Source organism: Pseudomonas sp. NY11955, assembly GCF_048068035.1.
Taxonomy (GTDB): domain Bacteria; phylum Pseudomonadota; class Gammaproteobacteria; order Pseudomonadales; family Pseudomonadaceae; genus Aquipseudomonas.
The window spans coordinates 136,954-153,717 of the sequence record NZ_JBLUPS010000010.1 but is presented as its reverse complement, the minus strand read 5'-3'; the positions used below and the strand labels follow the sequence as shown (position 1 = coordinate 153,717).

Sequence of the window (16,764 nt, the reverse complement as noted above, 5' to 3'; positions counted from 1 at the left end):
CCTTGTGCCGCGAAGGGCTGCGAGCAGCCCCAAGGCCTAAAAATTCAGATCCAGGAATGCCGCGCAGGCAGGGTGCCGTTGAGGTGGTACGCGCCCACCGCGTGGTACTTCCAGCGCACCGGGTCATGCAGGGTGTGCACCCGGGCATTGCGCCAATGGCGGTCGAGGTTGAACTCGGCGAGGGTGGCGCGGCTGCCGGCCAACTCGAACAGCTTCTCGCTGGCCTGCAGGGCGACCTCGGTGGTCAGTACCTTGGCCTCGGCCACTGCAATCGAGGCGCGTGCCGCGCTGGCGGCGTCGATTGGCGCGGCATTGACCTCGTCGAGTACCCGCGCGGCTTTGCGCAGCAGTGCTTCGGCGGCATGCAGTTCGAGCTTCAGGCGGCCAATGTCGGCAATCACATAAGGGTCGTCACTGGCGCGGTCCACCTTGGCCTCAATCCACGGGCGGGACTTTTCACGCACGAAGGTGATCGCGTCATCGATCGCCGCCTCGGCGATGCCGGCGTCGATCGCCGCCTGGATCAGCTGCGAAGCTGCGCCCTGGATGTTGGGGATGTCGCGCTGGCGCCAGTTGTCGATCACCAGCTCCGCATCTACCGGCACCTGGTCCAGCAGCACGGTGCCGCTGGCAGTGGTGCGTTGGCCGAACCCGGACCAGTCGTCGACGATGCGCAGCCCCGGGCTGCCCCGGCGCACGAATGCCAGGCGCTGGCGGCCTTCGTCGTCGAGGGCTTTCACCGCCACCCAGTGGGCGAACAGGGCGCCGGTGGAGTAGAACTTCTCGCCGCTGATGCGATAGCTGTCGCCGGCGCGAGTGATCCGGGCCTTGAGGGTGAGGGTGTCCTTGGTGCCGCGTTCGGGGCCGGCATTACCGATGCGCCAGCCGTCGAGCACGCTGCGGAAGATCAGCGCCTGCTGTGCCTCGGTGGCCGTCAGGCGAATCAGTTGCAGCATGCCGAACTGGTTCTGCGGGATCTGCCCCAGGGCCGGGTCGGCGGCGCTGATCAGGCGGAACACTTCGGCTACGGTTTCGAACGACACGTCGGGGCCGCCGTGGGCTTTGGGTACGCTGATGCTGCCCAGGCCGCTGCGGGTGAACAGCTCGATCTCGGCCCAGGGCAGTTTGCGTTGCTGGTCGCGGCGGGCAGCTTGCTCGCGGGCGACCTCGGCCAGTTCGCGGGCCGCTTGCAGGGCTTCGGCGTCGTTACGCAGTACCTTGGCCGGCAACAGCAATGGCGAGCTGTCGAGATCGCGGTGGAATTGGGTATTTGGCTGGCTGGACATCAGTACCGCTCCTTGGCTGCACTCAATGCCCTGGCGATACGCACTGGGGTGATTGTGATCCTGACCATTCCTGACCTCACAAGATAGTTGTGCCGCTACAGCTGATCGCGACAGATATGTGCTGGTTCGGTGGTCCGGTTTATATACCCTAATGCTTTATAAAAAGTTTATGAACTAACTCTTTGGAATATGTATAGAAGGAGGGATTTACTACAAATGTGCTGGCCCTTTCGCGGGCACGCCCGCTCCCACAGGTACTGCACAGGTCTTGAAACCGGTGCTACACCTGTGGGAGCGGGCGTGCCCGCGAAGAGGCCGGAACAGGCTTACTCGGAAGCTGCGGTACCGAGGAATTTGCGCAGGAACTGCCGGGTACGCTCTTCCTTGGGTGCCGCAAACAGCGCCTTGGCCTCGCCCTGTTCCACGATCACGCCCTTGTCGAAGAAGATCACCCGGTTCGCCACATCCCGAGCAAAGCTCATCTCGTGGGTGACGATGATCATGGTGCGCTTCTCTTCGGCCAGGCCGCGGATGGTCGCCAACACTTCACCGACCAGCTCCGGGTCCAGCGCCGAGGTCGGTTCGTCGAACAGGATTACCTCCGGTTCCATGGCCAGAGCACGGGCAATGGCCACCCGCTGCTGCTGGCCGCCGGACAGGCGTCGCGGGTAGGCGTCTTCCTTGCCCGCCAGGCCAACCTTGGCCAGCAGGCGCCGGCCAAGCTCGATGGCCTGTTCGCGGGGGGTCTTCTTGACGATCACCGGCCCCTCGATCACGTTCTCCAGGGCGGTGCGGTGGGGGAACAGGTTGAAGTTCTGGAACACGAACCCGGCCTGCTGGCGCAAACGGCGGATCGCACTTTGCTGCCCGCCCAATGGGCGGTTGGCATCGATGCTGATGGCGCCGATCTGTATCTGCCCTGCATCGGGCGTCTCCAGCAGGTTCAGGCAGCGCAGGAAGGTGGTCTTGCCCGAGCCACTGGGGCCAATGATGGCCACCACTTCACCGGGCTGCACGGTCAGGTCGATACCGTTGAGCACGGTCTGGCCCTTGAACCGCTTGGTCAGGCCTTTGACTTCAATCATGCTCAGTGCTCCTGGTCATGCTGGTTGACCCGCGCTTCCATGCGGTTCTGGAAGTGCGCGAGGATACTGCACAGCACCCAGTAGATAACCGCGACCGCCACGTACATGGTGAACACCTCGAAGGTGCGTGCGGTAATCAACTGCGCCTGGCGGAACAGCTCGGGCACCTGGATGGTCGCCGCCAGGGCGGTGTCCTTGACCAGCGAGATGAAGCTGTTACCCAGCGGTGGCAGGGCGGTGCGCAAGGCCTGTGGCAAGATTGCCCGGCGCATGGCTTGCACGCGGGTCATGCCGATGCTGGCAGCGGCTTCCCACTGGCCACGGTCGATCGAGGAGATCGCGGCGCGCAGGATCTCGCAGATATAGGCCGCCATGTTCAGCGAAAGGCCAATCAGCGAGGCCGGGATGGGGTCGAGCTCAATGCCGATTTGCGGCATGCCGAAATAAATCACGAACAGCTGCACCAGCAGCGGCGTGCCGCGGAAGAACGACACGTAGACCCGCGCCAGCCAGTTGAGCGGCAATATCTTCGACAGCCGCATCAGCGCCAGGGCAAAGCCCAGCACCAGGCCGAAGAACATGCCGCCGACACTGAGCAGCACCGTATAACCCGCGCCCTTCAGCAGGAAGGGCGTGGAGTCGACAACGAGTTGCAGGCTTTCAGCGATCATTTGGTGACATCGGCACCGAAGTATTTTTCGGACAGCTTGGCCAGCGTGCCGTCAGCCTTGAGCTTGTCGATGGCCTTGTTGATGGCCGCCAGCAGCTCGGGCTCGCCCTTGCGCAGGGCCACGCCGCTTTCCAGGCGCGAGAAGGCATCGCCGGCAAGCTCGGTGTCCTTGGCTTTCTGCGCGTATTCCAGCGCGGCCAGGCGGTCGATCAGGATGGCGTCGATACGGCCGTTGCGCAGGTCGGCGAACTTGCTTGGGTCGTCTTCATAAGTGCGCACATCGGCTTGCGGCACGTCCTTTTTCACCCACTGCTCGTAGTTGGTGCCAAGGCCAACGCCGACCTTCTTGCCAGCCAGGTCCTGCGCGCCCTTGATGTTCAGCTGTTCGGCTTTTTTCTTCAGGATCAGCGCCTGGATGCCGGAGATGGTGTAGGGCTCGGAGAAGTCGTACTTCTTCTTGCGCTCTTCGGAAATCGTCACCTGGTTGACCACCACGTCCAGGCGCTTGGATTCCAGCGCGGCGAGGATGCCATCCCACTTGGTCGGCTGGATCTTGGCCTTGACCCCCAGTTCCTTGGCCAGCAGCTCGGACAGTTCCACTTCGAAGCCGGTCAGCTTGCCGTTTTCGTCCTGGAAGCTGAACGGCGGGTAGGTGCCTTCGAGGCCGACGTTGATCACGCCTTTTTCCTGGATAGTCTTCAATTGCTCGCCGGCGAAGGCCTGGCTGAGCAGGCCGGCACCCAGCAGGAGGGCCAGGCTGGCGTTGAGTAGCGGTTTGGCGAATTTCGACATGTCAGAGCCCCGCGCTTGTTGTGTAAGTAGTGAGGTGGCGACTATAGGGTCGGCTGCTTAGGCCAGGAAATACTAAAAAATTATTTTGTTATTCCCTTTTTGGTTTGTGCCAGGTGCTGGCTGCTTTGAGGGTAGGCGACGATGCCCACGCCGTCATCGCGGCTTATGCCTGACTTAGCGCAGGATGGAATAAAGCGTTGTTTTTTCCAAGGGGCTGATTTGCCGTAGAGTGGATTGCATGCAGGCAGGCCCGGCCTCTTCGCGGGCACGCCCGCTCCCACAGGTACTGCACAGGGCTCACTGTTTGTGCAGTCTTTGTGGGAGCGGGCGTGCCCGCGAAAGGGCCGGGCCTGGCGAAACAATTAGATGGCCCATACGGCAGGAGAAAACCGTGAGCGAACAACCTTCATCCGCGCACTGGCAGTTGCAGAGCATCGTCAGCGGCCTGCGCGGCGCCCGTGAGCAATGGCGCACCCGCAATGGCCGCAGTATCGGCGAGCAGGGCGGGCGCGAGCTGCCATCGCGCGAGGCGATGCGGCAGATTCTCGAGCAACTGTGCGGCGCGCTGTTCCCCATGCGTCTCGGCCCGGTCGACCTGCGCGAAGAAAGCGAAGACTTCTACGTCGGTCATACCCTGGATGCCGCGTTGACTGCCTTGCTTGCCCAGGCACGTCTTGAACTGCGCTATGCGGCACGGCAGAGCAAGGCCGAGCTGGCTGGCGTCGATGCCCACGCGCTGAGCCTGATCCAAGGCTTTGCGGCTGCACTCCCGGAACTGCGCGTACTGCTCGACACCGATGTGCTGGCCGCCTACCACGGCGACCCGGCGGCGCGCAGCGTCGATGAAGTGCTGCTGTGCTACCCGGGCATCCTGGCGATCATCCACCACCGCCTGGCGCACCACCTGTACCAGGTCGGCCTGCCGCTGCTGGCGCGGATCAGTTCGGAGCTGGCGCATTCGGCCACGGGTATCGATATTCACCCTGGCGCGCAGATTGGCCCGAGCTTCTTCATCGACCACGGCACCGGCGTGGTGATTGGCGAAACCGCGATCATCGGCGAGCGCGTGCGCATCTACCAGGCGGTGACCCTGGGCGCCAAGCGCTTCCCCAGCGATGAGTCGGGGACCCTGCACAAAGGCCTGCCGCGCCACCCCATTGTCGAGGACGATGTGGTGATCTATGCCGGGGCCACCGTGCTGGGGCGCATTACCATCGGCAAAGGCTCGACCATTGGCGGCAATGTGTGGCTGACCCGCAGTGTGCCGGCCGAAAGCAACATCACCCAGGCCAACTTGCAGCTCGATTGCCAGGACAAGCATTGATCTAGCACTGCTTTAGCCTGCACTGGCCTCTTCGCGGGTAAACCCGCTCCTACAGGAAACTCACAGGCCTTAGGTTTGTGCAGTACCCGCGAAGAGGCCCTTGCTGCAGGGCACCAATCAGCACCCCAATTCGCATTGAATTCCGATCCATGTTTAACTTGAACGCTTGTTCAATGAAAAACGCTGGTCCGCTGCCGGTGTTCAACAGGAGGATTCCTTTGCTGAACCCGTTCATTCCGAACCTTACGTCATTTGACGAGGTGCACGCCCGATGAGTGCGCCGAACCCTTCCCTTGCCACTGGCAAGATCCGCATGAACCCCCCGGTGTTCTACTTTGCGGCAAGTTTCATCCTCATCTTTGGCCTGGTGGTCATTTCCAATCCGCAAGCGGCAGGTGACTGGCTGTTGGCGGCGCAGAACTGGGCGGCCAACACGGTCGGCTGGTACTACATGCTGGCGATGACGCTGTACCTGGTCTTCGTGGTGGTCACCGCCTTGTCCGGCTACGGCAAGATCAAGCTCGGTGCCGACCACGACGAACCCGAGTTCAGTTACCTGTCATGGGCAGGCATGCTGTTTGCCGCCGGTATCAGCATCACGCTGTTCTTTTTCTGCGTTTCCGAACCCTTGACCCACATGCTGCAACCGCCCCAGGGCGAAGCGGGCACGGCCGAGGCCGGGCGGCAAGCGATGCAGATCCTGTTCTTGCACTGGGGCCTGCATGGCTGGGGCGTGTTCGCCTTCGTCGGCATGGCATTGGCCTATTTCGCCTACCGGCACAACCTGCCGCTGGCCCTGCGTTCGGCGCTGTACCCGTTGATCGGCAAACGCATCAACGGGCCGATTGGCTACGCGGTGGACGGCTTCGGCATCATCGCCACCGTGTTCGGCCTGGGTGCCGACATGGGCTTTGGGGTGCTGCACCTGAACGCCGGCCTCGACTACCTGTTCGGTATCAGCCATAGCCAGTGGGTGCAGGTGATCCTGATCGCGCTGATGATGGGCGCGGCGGTGGCCGTAGCTGTCGCTGGGGTGGAGAAGGGCGTGCGGGTGATGAGCGACATCAACCTGTTCCTGGCCTGTGCGTTGCTGCTGTTCGTGCTGTTCGCCGGGCCCACCCAGCACTTGTTCAACACGTTGATCCAGAACCTTGGCGATTACCTGGGGGCTTTGCCGCGCAAGAGCTTCGACGTGTATGCCTATGGTGAAAACCGCGACTGGCTGGGTGGCTGGACGGTGTTCTACTGGGCCTGGTGGATTGCCTGGGCGCCGTTCGTGGGCCTGTTCATCGCCCGTATTTCCCGGGGGCGTACCATTCGCGAGTTCGTCTTTGGCGTGCTGTTGATACCGCTGGGTTTCACCCTGGCCTGGATGTCGATCTTCGGCAACAGCGCCTTGGACCAGGTCATCAACCACGGCATGACCGCGCTGGGCCAGTCGGCCTTGGATAACCCGTCGATGAGCCTGTACCTGCTGCTGGAGACCTACCCCTGGAGCAAGGCGGTGATCGCCACCACGGTGTTCATCAGCTTCGTGTTCTTCGTCACCTCGGCCGACTCGGGCACCGTCGTGCTGTCGACCTTGTCGGCCAAGGGCGGGGAAGCCGATGAGGATGGGCCGAACTGGCTGCGCATCTTCTGGGGCGCGATGACCGCGCTGATCACCAGCGCGCTGTTGTTCGCCGGCAGCATCGATTCGCTGAAGTCGGCGGTGGTGCTGACTTCGTTGCCGTTCTCGCTGATTCTGCTGTGCATGATGTGGGGGCTGCACAAGGCGTTCTACCTGGAGTCGCAGCGGCAGATCGCGCAGATGCACTCGCTGGCGCCGTTTGCCCAGTCACGTCGCGGGCGTGGTGGCTGGCGCCAACGCCTGAGCCAGGCGGTGCATTTCCCGTCGCGTGATGAGGTGTACCGCTTCATGGATGACGTGGTGCGCCCGGCGATCGCCGACGTGCGTGAAGTGTTCGAGCAGAAGGGCCTGGTGCTGATTACCCAGGACGACCCGAGCCATGACAACGTCAGCTTGAAGATTGGCCATGGCGAGGAGCAGCCGTTCATTTACCAGGTGCAGATGCGTGGCTACTTCACGCCATCGTTCGCCTTGGGTGGGTTGGGTACGCAGGAGTTGAAGAACCGCCGTTATTACCGGGCGGAGGTGCACCTGAGCGAAGGCAGCCAGAATTATGACCTGGTGGGCTACAGCAAGGAGCAGATCATCAACGACATCCTCGACCAGTATGAGCGGCACATGCAGTACCTGCATCTGGTCCGTTAGATTGCCGGGGCCGCTTTGCGGCCCATTCGCAGCACAAGGCTGCTCCTACAGGGGATCGCGTGCACCTGTAGGAGCAGCCTTGTGCTGCGAATGGAGGCTTCAGAAAGGTGCATCCCCAAGGATGGTCGCCCGATGCATCACCCGCCGGTTCGGCCGGTAATCATCCACCGCAAAATGCTGGGTCACGCGGTTGTCCCAGAACGCCACGTCGTTCTCCTGCCAGCGCCAGCGAATGCTGAACTCCGGCCGGGTGGCATGGGCAAACAGCAGTTTCAGCAGCGCTTCGCTTTCCAACTCGCTCAGCTCATTGATGCGCGTGGTAAACCCTTCATTGACGAACAAGGCCTTGCGCCCGCTCACCGGATGCGTGCGCACCACCGGGTGCGACAGCGGTGGGTTGTTGCGCCGCGTGGCCTCCCAGCGCGCCAGGTCTTCTGGCGTGGTGCCAAAGCGCTCCAGCGGGAACGACTTGGTGAAGTCGTGGGTGGCGGTCAGCCCACCCAGCATTTCCCGCAGCGGCGCCGACAACGCCTCGAAGGCCGCAATGCCGCTGGCCCACAGGGTATCGCCACCGTAGGCCGGCAACTGCTTGGCGCTGAGCACCGCGCCCAGCGCCGGGGTTGGCAGGAAGGTCACGTCGGTGTGCCACACGGCGTTGTCGCGTACATCGGTAACCGCCGTGTCGAGCACCAGCACCTGCGGAGTGTCCGGTACGTTGGGGTAGATCGGGTGAATGTGCAGGTCGCCGAAGCGAGCAGCGAAGCGCGCCTGTTGCTGCGGATTGATCGGCTGGTCGCGGAAGAACAGCACCTGGTGCTGCAGCAGCGCCTGCTCGATGGCGTCACGCTCTTGCGCGCTGATCTCGCGGCTGATGTCCACGCCACTGATCTGGGCGCCAAGGGCCGGGCTGAGGGGGGTAACGGTCAGGCTCATGTCTTTTCTCGTGCTAGGCGCCGGGTTGCCGGCGTGGTCAGTCGGCAATCAGTGGCTCTGCCCATGCCAGGGCACCAGCTTGCGTTGCAGGGCGCGCAGGCTCATTTCCAGGGCGAAGGCGATCAGGGCGATCAGCAGGATGCCCAGCACCACCACGTCGGTGACCAGGAACTGTGCCGCCGACTGCACCATGAAGCCCAGGCCGCTGGTGGCGGCGATCAATTCGGCGGCCACCAGGGTCGACCAGCCGACCCCCAGGCCAATGCGGATGCCGGTAAGGATGTCGGGCAACGCGCTGGGCAGAATCACATGGCGGATCAGCTGGGCCTTGGTCGCGCCCAGCGATTGCGCCGCCCGCAGCTTGGCCGGGTCGACCGTGCGCACACCGGTGGCGGTGGCAATGGCGATGGGGGCGAAGATCGCCAGGTAGATCAACAGCACCTTGGACAGCTCACCGATACCGCACCAGATGACGATCAGCGGCAGGTAGGCCAGCGGCGGGATCGGCCGATAGAACTCGATCAGCGGGTCGAGGATGCCGCGTGCCACGCGGTTGTAGCCAATGGCGATGCCGACCGGGATGGCGGTCAGGGTCGCAGCCAGCAGCGCCACGCCGATGCGCCCCAGGCTGGCGCCCAGGTGTTGCCACAGGCTGGCGTCCATGTAGCCCTGGGTCAGCAGCGTCCAGGCCCTGGCCAGGATGTCGCTTGGCGAGGGCAGGAACAGTGGTTCGATCCAGCCGGCGGCCGTCACCAGCCACCAGGCCAGTAGCAGGCTGGCCAGGGTCAGGGCGCTGATCCAGCGGGTGGACAGTGGGCGGCGCAGCTTGACGGCTGGCCGGGCTTGGGCGTCGTGTTTGCCGGCGACCGGCAGGTCCAGGCTGCTCATGCGCGCTCCTGCAGGCTTTGGCGTTGGGAGAACACCCGCGCCAGTACATGCTCGCGGGTTTCGATGAAGGCTGGGTCGGATTTGATGGCACGGGCCGATTCGCCAGCGGCATAGCGCTGGCCGAAGTCCAGGTGCAGGCGTTCCACCACGCGCCCCGGGTTGGGCGCCAGCAATACCAGCTCGCTGGCAAGGAACACGGCTTCTTCGATGTCGTGGGTAATCAGGAACACGGGCTTGGCGGTGCGCTGCCACACTTGCAGCAGCAGCTCCTGCATCTGCTCACGGGTGAAGGCATCCAGGGCACCGAACGGTTCATCCATCAGCAGCACCCTAGGGTCGGCTGCCAGCGCCCGGGCCAGGCCCACGCGCTGCTTCTGGCCACCGGACAATTGCCAGATGCGCCGCTCGCCGAAGCCGTCGAGGTCGACCAGGGCGAGCATTTCGCGGGCCTTGGCCTCACGCTGGGCACGAGGCACGCCGGCCAGCTCCAGGCCGAAGGCGACATTGCCCAGCACGTTTTGCCATGGCAGCAGGGCATCGTCCTGAAACACCACACCGCGCTCTGCACTTGGGCCCTGCACCGGTACCCCGTCGAGGGTGATGCGCCCGCCGCTGGGGGCGACGAAGCCGGCGATCAGGTTGAGCAGCGAGGTCTTGCCGCTGCCGGAAGGCCCCAGGGCCACCAGCAGTTGGCGTGGTCCCAGGCTCAGGTTGATGTCGGCCAGCACCGGGGTGCTGGCGCCAGGGTACTGTGCGCTGATGCGCTCCAGTTCGAGCAAGGCCATGACGGGCTCCGGATCAATTTGGAAGGAACTTGGCGCTGACGTACGGCGAGTAGTCCGGCAGCACGGCGTCGACCTTGCCTTGCTGCTTGAGGAAGTTGGCGGTGTCGGTCAGTGCTTGAGTGGTCGGCGCGCCCAGGGCGTTGGCCTGGTCGGCGGCCAGCGGGTAGACGTTACCCTCCAGCAGCACCGGGATGTCGCTGGCCTTGGCGCCGGACAGCTTGACCAGCTTGTCTACGTTGCCCTTGTCGGCCAGCCAGGCCTTGGGGTCCTTGCGGTAGTCGGCGTAGGCATCGAGGGTGACCTTGGCGAAGGCCTTGACCACATCGGGGTGCTTCTCGGCGAAGTCCTTGCGCACGATCCAGGCATCGAAGGTAGGCGCTCCTTTCTGGGCCAGTTCGCCGGAGGTGATCAGTACCTTGCCATTTTCCTTGGCCACGCCAAGGGCGGGGTCCCACACGTAGGTGGCGTCGATGTCGCCGCGCTTCCAGGCAGCAATGATGGCCGGTGGTGCCAGGTTGAGGATCTGTACCTTGGACGGGTCGATGTTCCAGCTTTTCAGTGCCGCCAGCAGGCTGTAGTGGCCGGTGGACACGAATGGCACGGCGACCTTCTTGCCAATCAGGTCTTGCGGCGTCTTGATGCTGTCGCGAGCCACCAACGCTTCACCGGCACCGATCTGCGTGGCGATGAGGAAGGTCTCGACCGGCAGCTTGCGGGTGGCGGCCGCGGCCAGCGGGCTGGAACCCAGGTAGCCGATCTGCACGTCGCCACTGGCCACCGCGGTGATCACGTCGGCGCCGTTATCGAATTTGCGCCAGTCGATGCTGGCCTTGCTGGCTTTTTCGTAGTCGCCATCGACCTGGGCCACCTTGGCCGGGTCGACGGTGGTCTGGTAGGCCACGGTCAGGTCGGCAGCCTGGGCCAACCAGCTGGTGCTGGCGAGGGTCAGGGCAGCGAACAGGCGCAGCGGAGCGTGCGGGATCATGGTTGAACCTCTCGTCAGGCAATGGGCTTTGGATGACGAGAAGGCTAAATGATCTAAGAAAGTTAAAATAAATAACTTTTTAGCATTAGCTTAGGAGCCAAATGCTTTAAGGCCAGAAGGGTGAACGCTGCGCGGGAGGGCGATGACCTTGCTCGGTGGCGAAATCGGGAACGCCTGCTAGGCTTTTTCGTCCTCATAGAACAATACGGAATTAGGTTATGAGCAAACGTTTGCAAATAACCAGTGGTTATGAGCGGTGGGGTGGCTACAGCGTTTGGTAGTAAAGGTTCCAACCATATTCCGTAAAAATCTTACAAATTCATAAAACGGTCATTTTGGATTTATAGGATTGTCATTATCCTGTAGCGCAGGTGGCGCCTTAGACCAAAGTCTCGAAACGTTTAGAAACGATTGACTTAATGGTCACGCTTTGGGACTAAATCGCCAATCCACGGTGAGCGGGGCAGCAGACCCCACCGCCAGAGATACACAAGAATTAGAACGTAGAGGAGCAAAACATGTACAAGTCCAGCCTGGCTCTGGCCGTGGCACTGGGGGTTCTCGCCCAACAAGCAGGCGCTGCCGGTTTCGTTGAAGACAGCAAACTGTCGCTCAGCTCGCGCACCATGTACTTCAACAACGACAACCGTGACGGCGGTGCCGACAACCGCGAGTCGGGTCAGGGCTTCAAGCTCGACTACCTGTCCGGTTTCACCGAAGGCACCGTTGGTTTCGGCGTTGACGTTCAGGCCCTGTGGGGTATTCACCTGGACGGCGGTCGCGGCAAGCACCCAGACAACAGCTCCTTCTTCCCAAGCGACACCGACGGCTCGGCTGTAAGCCAGTGGGCTCGCGTTGGTGGTAACGCCAAGGCGCGCTTCTCGAAGACCGAAGTTCACTACGGTAGCGCCCTGGCGCCGAACCTGCCGATCCTGGTCTCCAACGATGGTCGTCTGCTGCCACAAACCTTCGAGGGTGGCACCATCCAGTCGAAGGAAATCGACAACCTGACCATCAACGCCGGTCAGCTGACCCACGCCATGGGCCGTGCATCGAGCAACCGTACCGGTCTGTCGGTCGCGGGTGCTACCCAGGACAGCAACAAGTTCCGTTACGGCGGCCTGGACTACAAGCTCACTCCAGACCTGACCCTGCAGTACTACTACTCGAACCTGGAAGACTTCTACAAGCAGCACTTCCTGGGCGCGACCCACGTGTTCAAGATTGCTGACGACCAGTCGTTCAAGACTGACCTGCGCTACTTCGACAGCAGCAGCGACGGCAAGAACGGTGAGGCCGGCTACCGCTTCAGCAACAACGGTGGCTATGCCAAGAACACTGGCGAGGTCGACAACAAGACCTGGTCCGCGATGTTCACCTACACCTTGGGTGGCCACTCGCTGATGCTCGGCCACCAGCGCGTCAATGACGACGGTGGTTTCGTCTGGCTGAACCAGGGCAACGTGGTTGACGGCAACGGCCGCAACGAAGGTGCCGGTGGTTCCAGCTTCTACCTGTTCACCGACAGCATGATCAACCAGTTCGCCAAGGCCGGTGAAAACACCACCTTCGGTCAGTACGCCTACGACTTCGCTCGCCTGGGCGTACCGGGCCTGAAAGCCTCGGTTGCCTACCTGAAAGGTGAAGACGGCAAGAACGCCAACGGCAACGGCCACTTCAGCGAGTGGGAACGTGATGCCCGTATCGACTACGTCATCCAGGAAGGCACCTTCAAGGGCCTGGGCGCCAGCCTGCGTCACGGCGTATACCGTGGCACCGGCACCAGCTCGCTGGCTGACCAGGACCAGACCCGCCTGATCTTCAACTACACTTACAACTTCCTGTAAGCCGTAGCTGAACCAGAAGCCTCGCCTAGTGCGAGGCTTTTTTGTGCCTGCAAATTCGTATGCATTGTGGTTATAAATAAATCGTTATTTATTCTTTTTGTTTTTAACCGAATGCAGGCACATTGAACCCATACGGTACAGAACCCAGCCAAGGAGCCGCAGCCCATGAGCCTCAAACTCGGCGATATCGCCCCCGATTTCGAACAGGATTCCAGCGAAGGCAAGATCCGCTTCCACGAGTGGCTGGGCAACAGCTGGGGAGTGTTGTTCTCCCACCCAGCCGATTTCACCCCGGTGTGCACCACCGAGCTGGGCCTGACTGCCAAGCTGAAAGACGATTTCGCCAAACGCGGGGTCAAGGCCATCGCCCTGTCGGTGGACCCGGTCGACTCGCACCATCGCTGGATCGATGACATCAACGAGACCCAGAACACCGTGGTCAACTTTCCGATCATCGCTGACGCCGACCGCAAGGTCTCCGACCTGTACGACCTGATTCACCCGAACGCCAGCGATACCCTGACCGTGCGCTCGCTGTTCGTCATCGACCCGAACAAGAAGGTGCGCCTGACCATCACCTATCCGGCCAGTACCGGGCGCAACTTCAACGAAATTCTGCGGGTGATCGATTCGCTGCAGCTGACCGACAACCACAAGGTCGCCACGCCAGGTAACTGGCAGGACGGCGACGAGGTGGTGATCGTGCCTTCGCTCAAAGATGAGGAAGAGATCAAGCAGCGCTTCCCCAAAGGTTACCGGGCGGTCAAACCCTATCTGCGGCTGACCCCTCAGCCCAATCGTTAATGGATTATTCGTTGCATTGCTCTTAGCCAAGCAGGGATTTTCGGGCCGTTTCGACGGCCCTTTTTTATGCCTGCGGGAGCGGAGGGGGATTCTTCGCGGGCATGCCCGCTCCCACAGATAGGGTTTGAGATAAGGTAAAAATGGAATAAACAAATGAAAAAATATGATTTCTAGATATATGTAGCAACTGTTAATGTCACCCACAACAGAACACAAGGAAGCGCTGCAATGCTGGTCGTATCAATCGGTGGTAGCCCAAGTCTCCGTTCACGCTCCGGCGTGCTGCTCGAGCGCTCGCGCCAGTGGCTGCAGGATCGTGGCGTTGAAGTGGTGACCTTCCAGGTGCGTGATTTCCCCGCCGAAGACCTGCTGCATGCCCGTTTCGACAGCCCACAGGTGCAGCACTTCCAACAGCTGGTAGCCCAGGCCGATGGCCTGATCGTTTCCACCCCGGTGTACAAAGCATCGTTCGCCGGGGCATTGAAGACACTGCTCGACCTGCTGCCTGAACGCGCATTGGCCCACAAGATCGTACTGCCAATCGCCACCGGCGGCAGCATCGCCCACATGCTGGCGGTGGACTACGCATTGAAACCGGTGCTGTCGGCACTCAAGGCGCAAGAGACCCTGCAAGGGATCTTCGCCGACGACAGCCAGGTTGCCTACGCAGAAGGCACCCGGCCGGCACAGTTGGCACCCGCTCTGCAAGAGCGCCTGCATGACTCGCTGGAAACCTTCCACGTTGCCCTGGCTCGGCGGCCGCGCCCCGTGGCCCCCGGCGTACTCAACGAACGCTTGATCAGCGCTCGCTGGAGCATTTGAACGGCACTACCCGCTTCACCACCTTACTCGCCCGATAACGAGGCAAGCAGGTGCAACCCGAACCTCATTCGCACAGGAGAGCGCCATGCGCACAGTCTTCTTGCGTCGCGGTCTGGTCGCCCTGTTTGCGGCGGCTGTGTCCTTCGGCGCCATTACCCAAGCCCAGGCCGAAAGCCTGCGTATCGGTTACCAGAAATACGGCACCCTGGTGCTGCTCAAGGCCAAGGGCACGCTGGAAAAGCGCCTGGCCGAGCAGGGCGTGCAGGTGCAGTGGACCGAATTCCCTGGCGGCCCGCAGCTGCTTGAGGGGCTGAACGTCGGCTCCATCGATTTCGGCGTAACAGGTGAGACCCCGCCAGTGTTCGCCCAGGCCGCTGGCGCCGATCTGCTCTACGTGGCGTACGAGCCACCAGCACCGCACAGCGAGGCGATCCTGGTGCCGAAGGGTTCGCCGATCCAGTCGGTCAAGGACCTGAAGGGCAAGAAAGTCGTCCTCAACAAAGGTTCCAACGTTCATTACCTGTTGGTCCGCGCCCTGGAAGACGCCGGTCTCAAGTACAGCGATATCCAGCCGGTCTACCTGCCCCCGGCCGATGCGCGCGCTGCTTTCGAGCGCGGCAGCGTCGATGCCTGGGTGATCTGGGACCCCTACCAGGCCGCCGCCGAACAACAGCTACAGGCGCGCACCCTGCGTGACGGCAAGGGCCTGGTGGACAACCACCAGTTCTACCTGGCCACCCGCAACTACGCGACCCAGCACCCGGCCGTGATCAACACCGTGATCGAGGAAGTGCGCGCCGTGGGCGAATGGTCCCAGGCCAACCCGCAGGAAGTGACCGACCAGGTCGCGCCGTTGCTTGGCCTGCCCGCCGACATCACCCTGACCTCGGTCAAGCGCCAAGGCTACGGTGCCGCGGCATTGACCCCCGAGGTCGTGGCGGCACAACAGAAGATCGCCGACACCTTCCAGGCGCTCAAGCTGATACCCAAGCCGCTGAGCATCAAGGACGTGATCTGGACACCCCCGGCCAAGGTCGCTAGCGCGCCTTGATTGATTCGCCTGTGCCGGGGCGCCGCTCCGGCTTGAGCCACCCTTGAGGAGACAACTCCAATGAGCCTTAACATTTTCTGGTTCCTCCCAACCCACGGTGACGGCAAGTACCTGGGCACTTCCGACGGCGCACGTGCGGTCGATCACGGTTACCTGCAGCAGATCGCCCAGGCCGCCGACCGCTTGGGCTTTGGTGGGGTACTGATCCCTACCGGCCGCTCCTGCGAGGATTCCTGGCTGGTGGCAGCATCGCTGATCCCCGTGACCCAGCGCCTGAAGTTCCTGGTGGCCCTGCGCCCCGGCATCATTTCGCCGACCGTGGCCGCTCGCCAGGCGGCAACCCTGGACCGCCTGTCCAACGGACGTGCGCTGTTCAACCTGGTGACCGGTGGCGACCCGGACGAGCTGGCCGGTGACGGCTTGCACCTGAACCACCAGGAACGCTACGAAGCTTCGGTCGAGTTCACCCGTATCTGGCGCAAGGTGCTGGAAGGCGAGAACGTCGACTATGAGGGCAAACACATTCAGGTGAAGGGCGCCAAGCTGCTTTACCCGCCGATTCAGCAACCACGTCCGCCACTGTACTTCGGTGGTTCGTCCGAGGCCGCTCAGGACCTGGCCGCCGAACAGGTCGAGCTGTACCTGACCTGGGGCGAACCACCGGCAGCCGTTGCCGAAAAAATTGCCCAAGTGCGGGAAAAAGCTGCTGCTCAAGGCCGCGAGGTGCGCTTCGGTATCCGCCTGCACGTGATCGTGCGGGAAACCAACGAAGAAGCCTGGGCCGCCGCCGACCGCCTCATCTCGCACCTGGACGATGACACCATCAGCCGTGCCCAAGCGTCGCTGGCGCGCTTCGACTCGGTGGGCCAGCAGCGCATGGCAGCGCTGCACGGCGGCAATCGCGACAACCTCGAAGTCAGCCCCAACCTATGGGCGGGTGTTGGCCTGGTACGTGGCGGCGCCGGAACCGCACTGGTTGGCGACGGCCCAACCGTGGCGGCGCGGGTCAAGGAATACGCCGAGCTGGGCATCGATACCTTCATCTTCTCGGGTTACCCACACCTGGAAGAGTCCTATCGCGTGGCTGAACTGCTGTTCCCGCACCTCGATGTACAGCGCCCGGAGCAACCGAAAACCGGTGGCTACGTGAGCCCGTTCGGCGAGATGGTGGCCAACGACATCCTGCCCAAGTCCGTGTCGCAGAGCTGAGGGCCGGG

15 protein-coding genes are annotated in these 16,764 nt (G+C 62.4%); 7 read left to right on the top strand and 8 right to left on the bottom strand.

Annotated elements, in window-relative coordinates; translation table 11 throughout:
* Positions 1-44 precede the first annotated feature (44 nt).
* From ACNFBR_RS19495 to tcyJ, 4 genes are all read right to left on the bottom strand, one after another.
* Positions 45-1,286: an SfnB family sulfur acquisition oxidoreductase gene (locus ACNFBR_RS19495; protein ID WP_416736363.1), complete on the bottom strand. Its 1,242-nt coding sequence runs from the start codon at positions 1,284-1,286 to the stop codon at positions 45-47.
* Positions 1,287-1,612: 326 nt separating this feature from the next.
* Entirely contained in the window at positions 1,613-2,371 is a 759-nt protein-coding gene (gene tcyN / locus ACNFBR_RS19490; RefSeq protein ID WP_010951607.1) for an L-cystine ABC transporter ATP-binding protein TcyN, read from the bottom strand.
* A 2-nt stretch (positions 2,372-2,373) separates the two neighbouring features.
* Positions 2,374-3,042, bottom strand: coding sequence for a cystine ABC transporter permease (tcyL, locus tag ACNFBR_RS19485; protein ID WP_051099126.1), 669 nt, complete (start codon positions 3,040-3,042; stop codon positions 2,374-2,376).
* Positions 3,039-3,833, bottom strand: coding sequence for a cystine ABC transporter substrate-binding protein (tcyJ, locus tag ACNFBR_RS19480; protein WP_233691831.1), 795 nt, complete (start codon positions 3,831-3,833; stop codon positions 3,039-3,041). The genes tcyL and tcyJ overlap by 4 nt, the downstream gene beginning before the upstream one ends.
* 391 nt (positions 3,834-4,224) lie before the next feature.
* Between tcyJ and epsC the strand changes: the two genes are divergently transcribed.
* Both epsC and betT read left to right on the top strand, forming a co-directional pair.
* Entirely contained in the window at positions 4,225-5,157 is a 933-nt protein-coding gene (gene epsC / locus ACNFBR_RS19475) for a serine O-acetyltransferase EpsC (RefSeq protein ID WP_416736361.1), read from the top strand.
* Positions 5,158-5,470: 313 nt separating this feature from the next.
* A complete protein-coding gene (gene betT, locus ACNFBR_RS19470) occupies positions 5,471-7,432 on the top strand; it encodes a choline transporter BetT (protein WP_416736418.1) in 1,962 nt (653 codons plus the stop codon).
* A 99-nt stretch (positions 7,433-7,531) separates the two neighbouring features.
* Here the strand turns inward: betT and tauD are convergent, their stop codons facing one another.
* From tauD to tauA, 4 genes are read right to left on the bottom strand one after another with little or no spacing between them, the layout of a single operon-like run.
* A complete protein-coding gene (gene tauD, locus ACNFBR_RS19465; protein ID WP_416736360.1) occupies positions 7,532-8,365 on the bottom strand; it encodes a taurine dioxygenase in 834 nt (277 codons plus the stop codon).
* A gap of 48 nt (positions 8,366-8,413) precedes the next feature.
* Complete coding sequence (gene tauC, locus ACNFBR_RS19460) at positions 8,414-9,253, bottom strand: taurine ABC transporter permease TauC (protein ID WP_416736359.1); 840 nt, start codon at positions 9,251-9,253, stop codon at positions 8,414-8,416.
* Positions 9,250-10,038, bottom strand: a complete 789-nt coding sequence (tauB, locus tag ACNFBR_RS19455; protein WP_416736358.1) for a taurine ABC transporter ATP-binding subunit — start codon at positions 10,036-10,038, stop codon at positions 9,250-9,252. The genes tauC and tauB overlap by 4 nt, the downstream gene beginning before the upstream one ends.
* A 13-nt stretch (positions 10,039-10,051) precedes the next feature.
* Positions 10,052-11,023 (bottom strand): taurine ABC transporter substrate-binding protein, encoded by a 972-nt coding sequence (gene tauA / locus ACNFBR_RS19450; protein ID WP_416736357.1) that lies wholly within the window; start codon positions 11,021-11,023, stop codon positions 10,052-10,054.
* 518 nt (positions 11,024-11,541) lie between these two features.
* Between tauA and ACNFBR_RS19445 the strand changes: the two genes are divergently transcribed.
* The 5 genes from ACNFBR_RS19445 (at position 11,542) to ssuD (ending at position 16,756) form a co-directional block, all read left to right on the top strand.
* Positions 11,542-12,870, top strand: a complete 1,329-nt coding sequence (locus ACNFBR_RS19445) for an OprD family porin (protein ID WP_258654642.1) — start codon at positions 11,542-11,544, stop codon at positions 12,868-12,870.
* A 165-nt stretch (positions 12,871-13,035) separates the two neighbouring features.
* Positions 13,036-13,674, top strand: coding sequence for a peroxiredoxin (locus tag ACNFBR_RS19440; RefSeq protein WP_019096904.1), 639 nt, complete (start codon positions 13,036-13,038; stop codon positions 13,672-13,674).
* A gap of 228 nt (positions 13,675-13,902) precedes the next feature.
* Positions 13,903-14,496, top strand: a complete 594-nt coding sequence (gene ssuE, locus ACNFBR_RS19435; RefSeq protein WP_416736356.1) for an NADPH-dependent FMN reductase — start codon at positions 13,903-13,905, stop codon at positions 14,494-14,496.
* Positions 14,497-14,581: 85 nt separating this feature from the next.
* Entirely contained in the window at positions 14,582-15,547 is a 966-nt protein-coding gene (locus ACNFBR_RS19430) for a sulfonate ABC transporter substrate-binding protein (RefSeq protein WP_416736355.1), read from the top strand.
* A 60-nt stretch (positions 15,548-15,607) separates the two neighbouring features.
* Positions 15,608-16,756, top strand: a complete 1,149-nt coding sequence (gene ssuD / locus ACNFBR_RS19425) for an FMNH2-dependent alkanesulfonate monooxygenase (protein ID WP_416736354.1) — start codon at positions 15,608-15,610, stop codon at positions 16,754-16,756.
* Positions 16,757-16,764: the final 8 nt, after the last annotated feature.

Excerpts from the sequence above, each read along its gene's own strand:
- tcyL (WP_051099126.1), bottom strand. The coding sequence starts at position 3,042 with ATGATCGCTGAAAGCCTGCAACTCGTTGTCGACTCCACGCCCTTCCTG.
- ACNFBR_RS19440 (WP_019096904.1), top strand. The coding sequence starts at position 13,036 with ATGAGCCTCAAACTCGGCGATATCGCCCCCGATTTCGAACAGGATTCC.
- tcyJ (WP_233691831.1), bottom strand. The coding sequence starts at position 3,833 with ATGTCGAAATTCGCCAAACCGCTACTCAACGCCAGCCTGGCCCTCCTG.
- ssuE (WP_416736356.1), top strand. The coding sequence starts at position 13,903 with ATGCTGGTCGTATCAATCGGTGGTAGCCCAAGTCTCCGTTCACGCTCC.
- tauA (WP_416736357.1), bottom strand. The coding sequence starts at position 11,023 with ATGATCCCGCACGCTCCGCTGCGCCTGTTCGCTGCCCTGACCCTCGCC.
- tcyN (WP_010951607.1), bottom strand. The coding sequence starts at position 2,371 with ATGATTGAAGTCAAAGGCCTGACCAAGCGGTTCAAGGGCCAGACCGTG.
- tauC (WP_416736359.1), bottom strand. The coding sequence starts at position 9,253 with ATGAGCAGCCTGGACCTGCCGGTCGCCGGCAAACACGACGCCCAAGCC.
- ACNFBR_RS19430 (WP_416736355.1), top strand. The coding sequence starts at position 14,582 with ATGCGCACAGTCTTCTTGCGTCGCGGTCTGGTCGCCCTGTTTGCGGCG.
- betT (WP_416736418.1), top strand. The coding sequence starts at position 5,471 with ATGAACCCCCCGGTGTTCTACTTTGCGGCAAGTTTCATCCTCATCTTT.
- tauD (WP_416736360.1), bottom strand. The coding sequence starts at position 8,365 with ATGAGCCTGACCGTTACCCCCCTCAGCCCGGCCCTTGGCGCCCAGATC.
- ssuD (WP_416736354.1), top strand. The coding sequence starts at position 15,608 with ATGAGCCTTAACATTTTCTGGTTCCTCCCAACCCACGGTGACGGCAAG.
- ACNFBR_RS19495 (WP_416736363.1), bottom strand. The coding sequence starts at position 1,286 with ATGTCCAGCCAGCCAAATACCCAATTCCACCGCGATCTCGACAGCTCG.
- tauB (WP_416736358.1), bottom strand. The coding sequence starts at position 10,038 with ATGGCCTTGCTCGAACTGGAGCGCATCAGCGCACAGTACCCTGGCGCC.
- ACNFBR_RS19445 (WP_258654642.1), top strand. The coding sequence starts at position 11,542 with ATGTACAAGTCCAGCCTGGCTCTGGCCGTGGCACTGGGGGTTCTCGCC.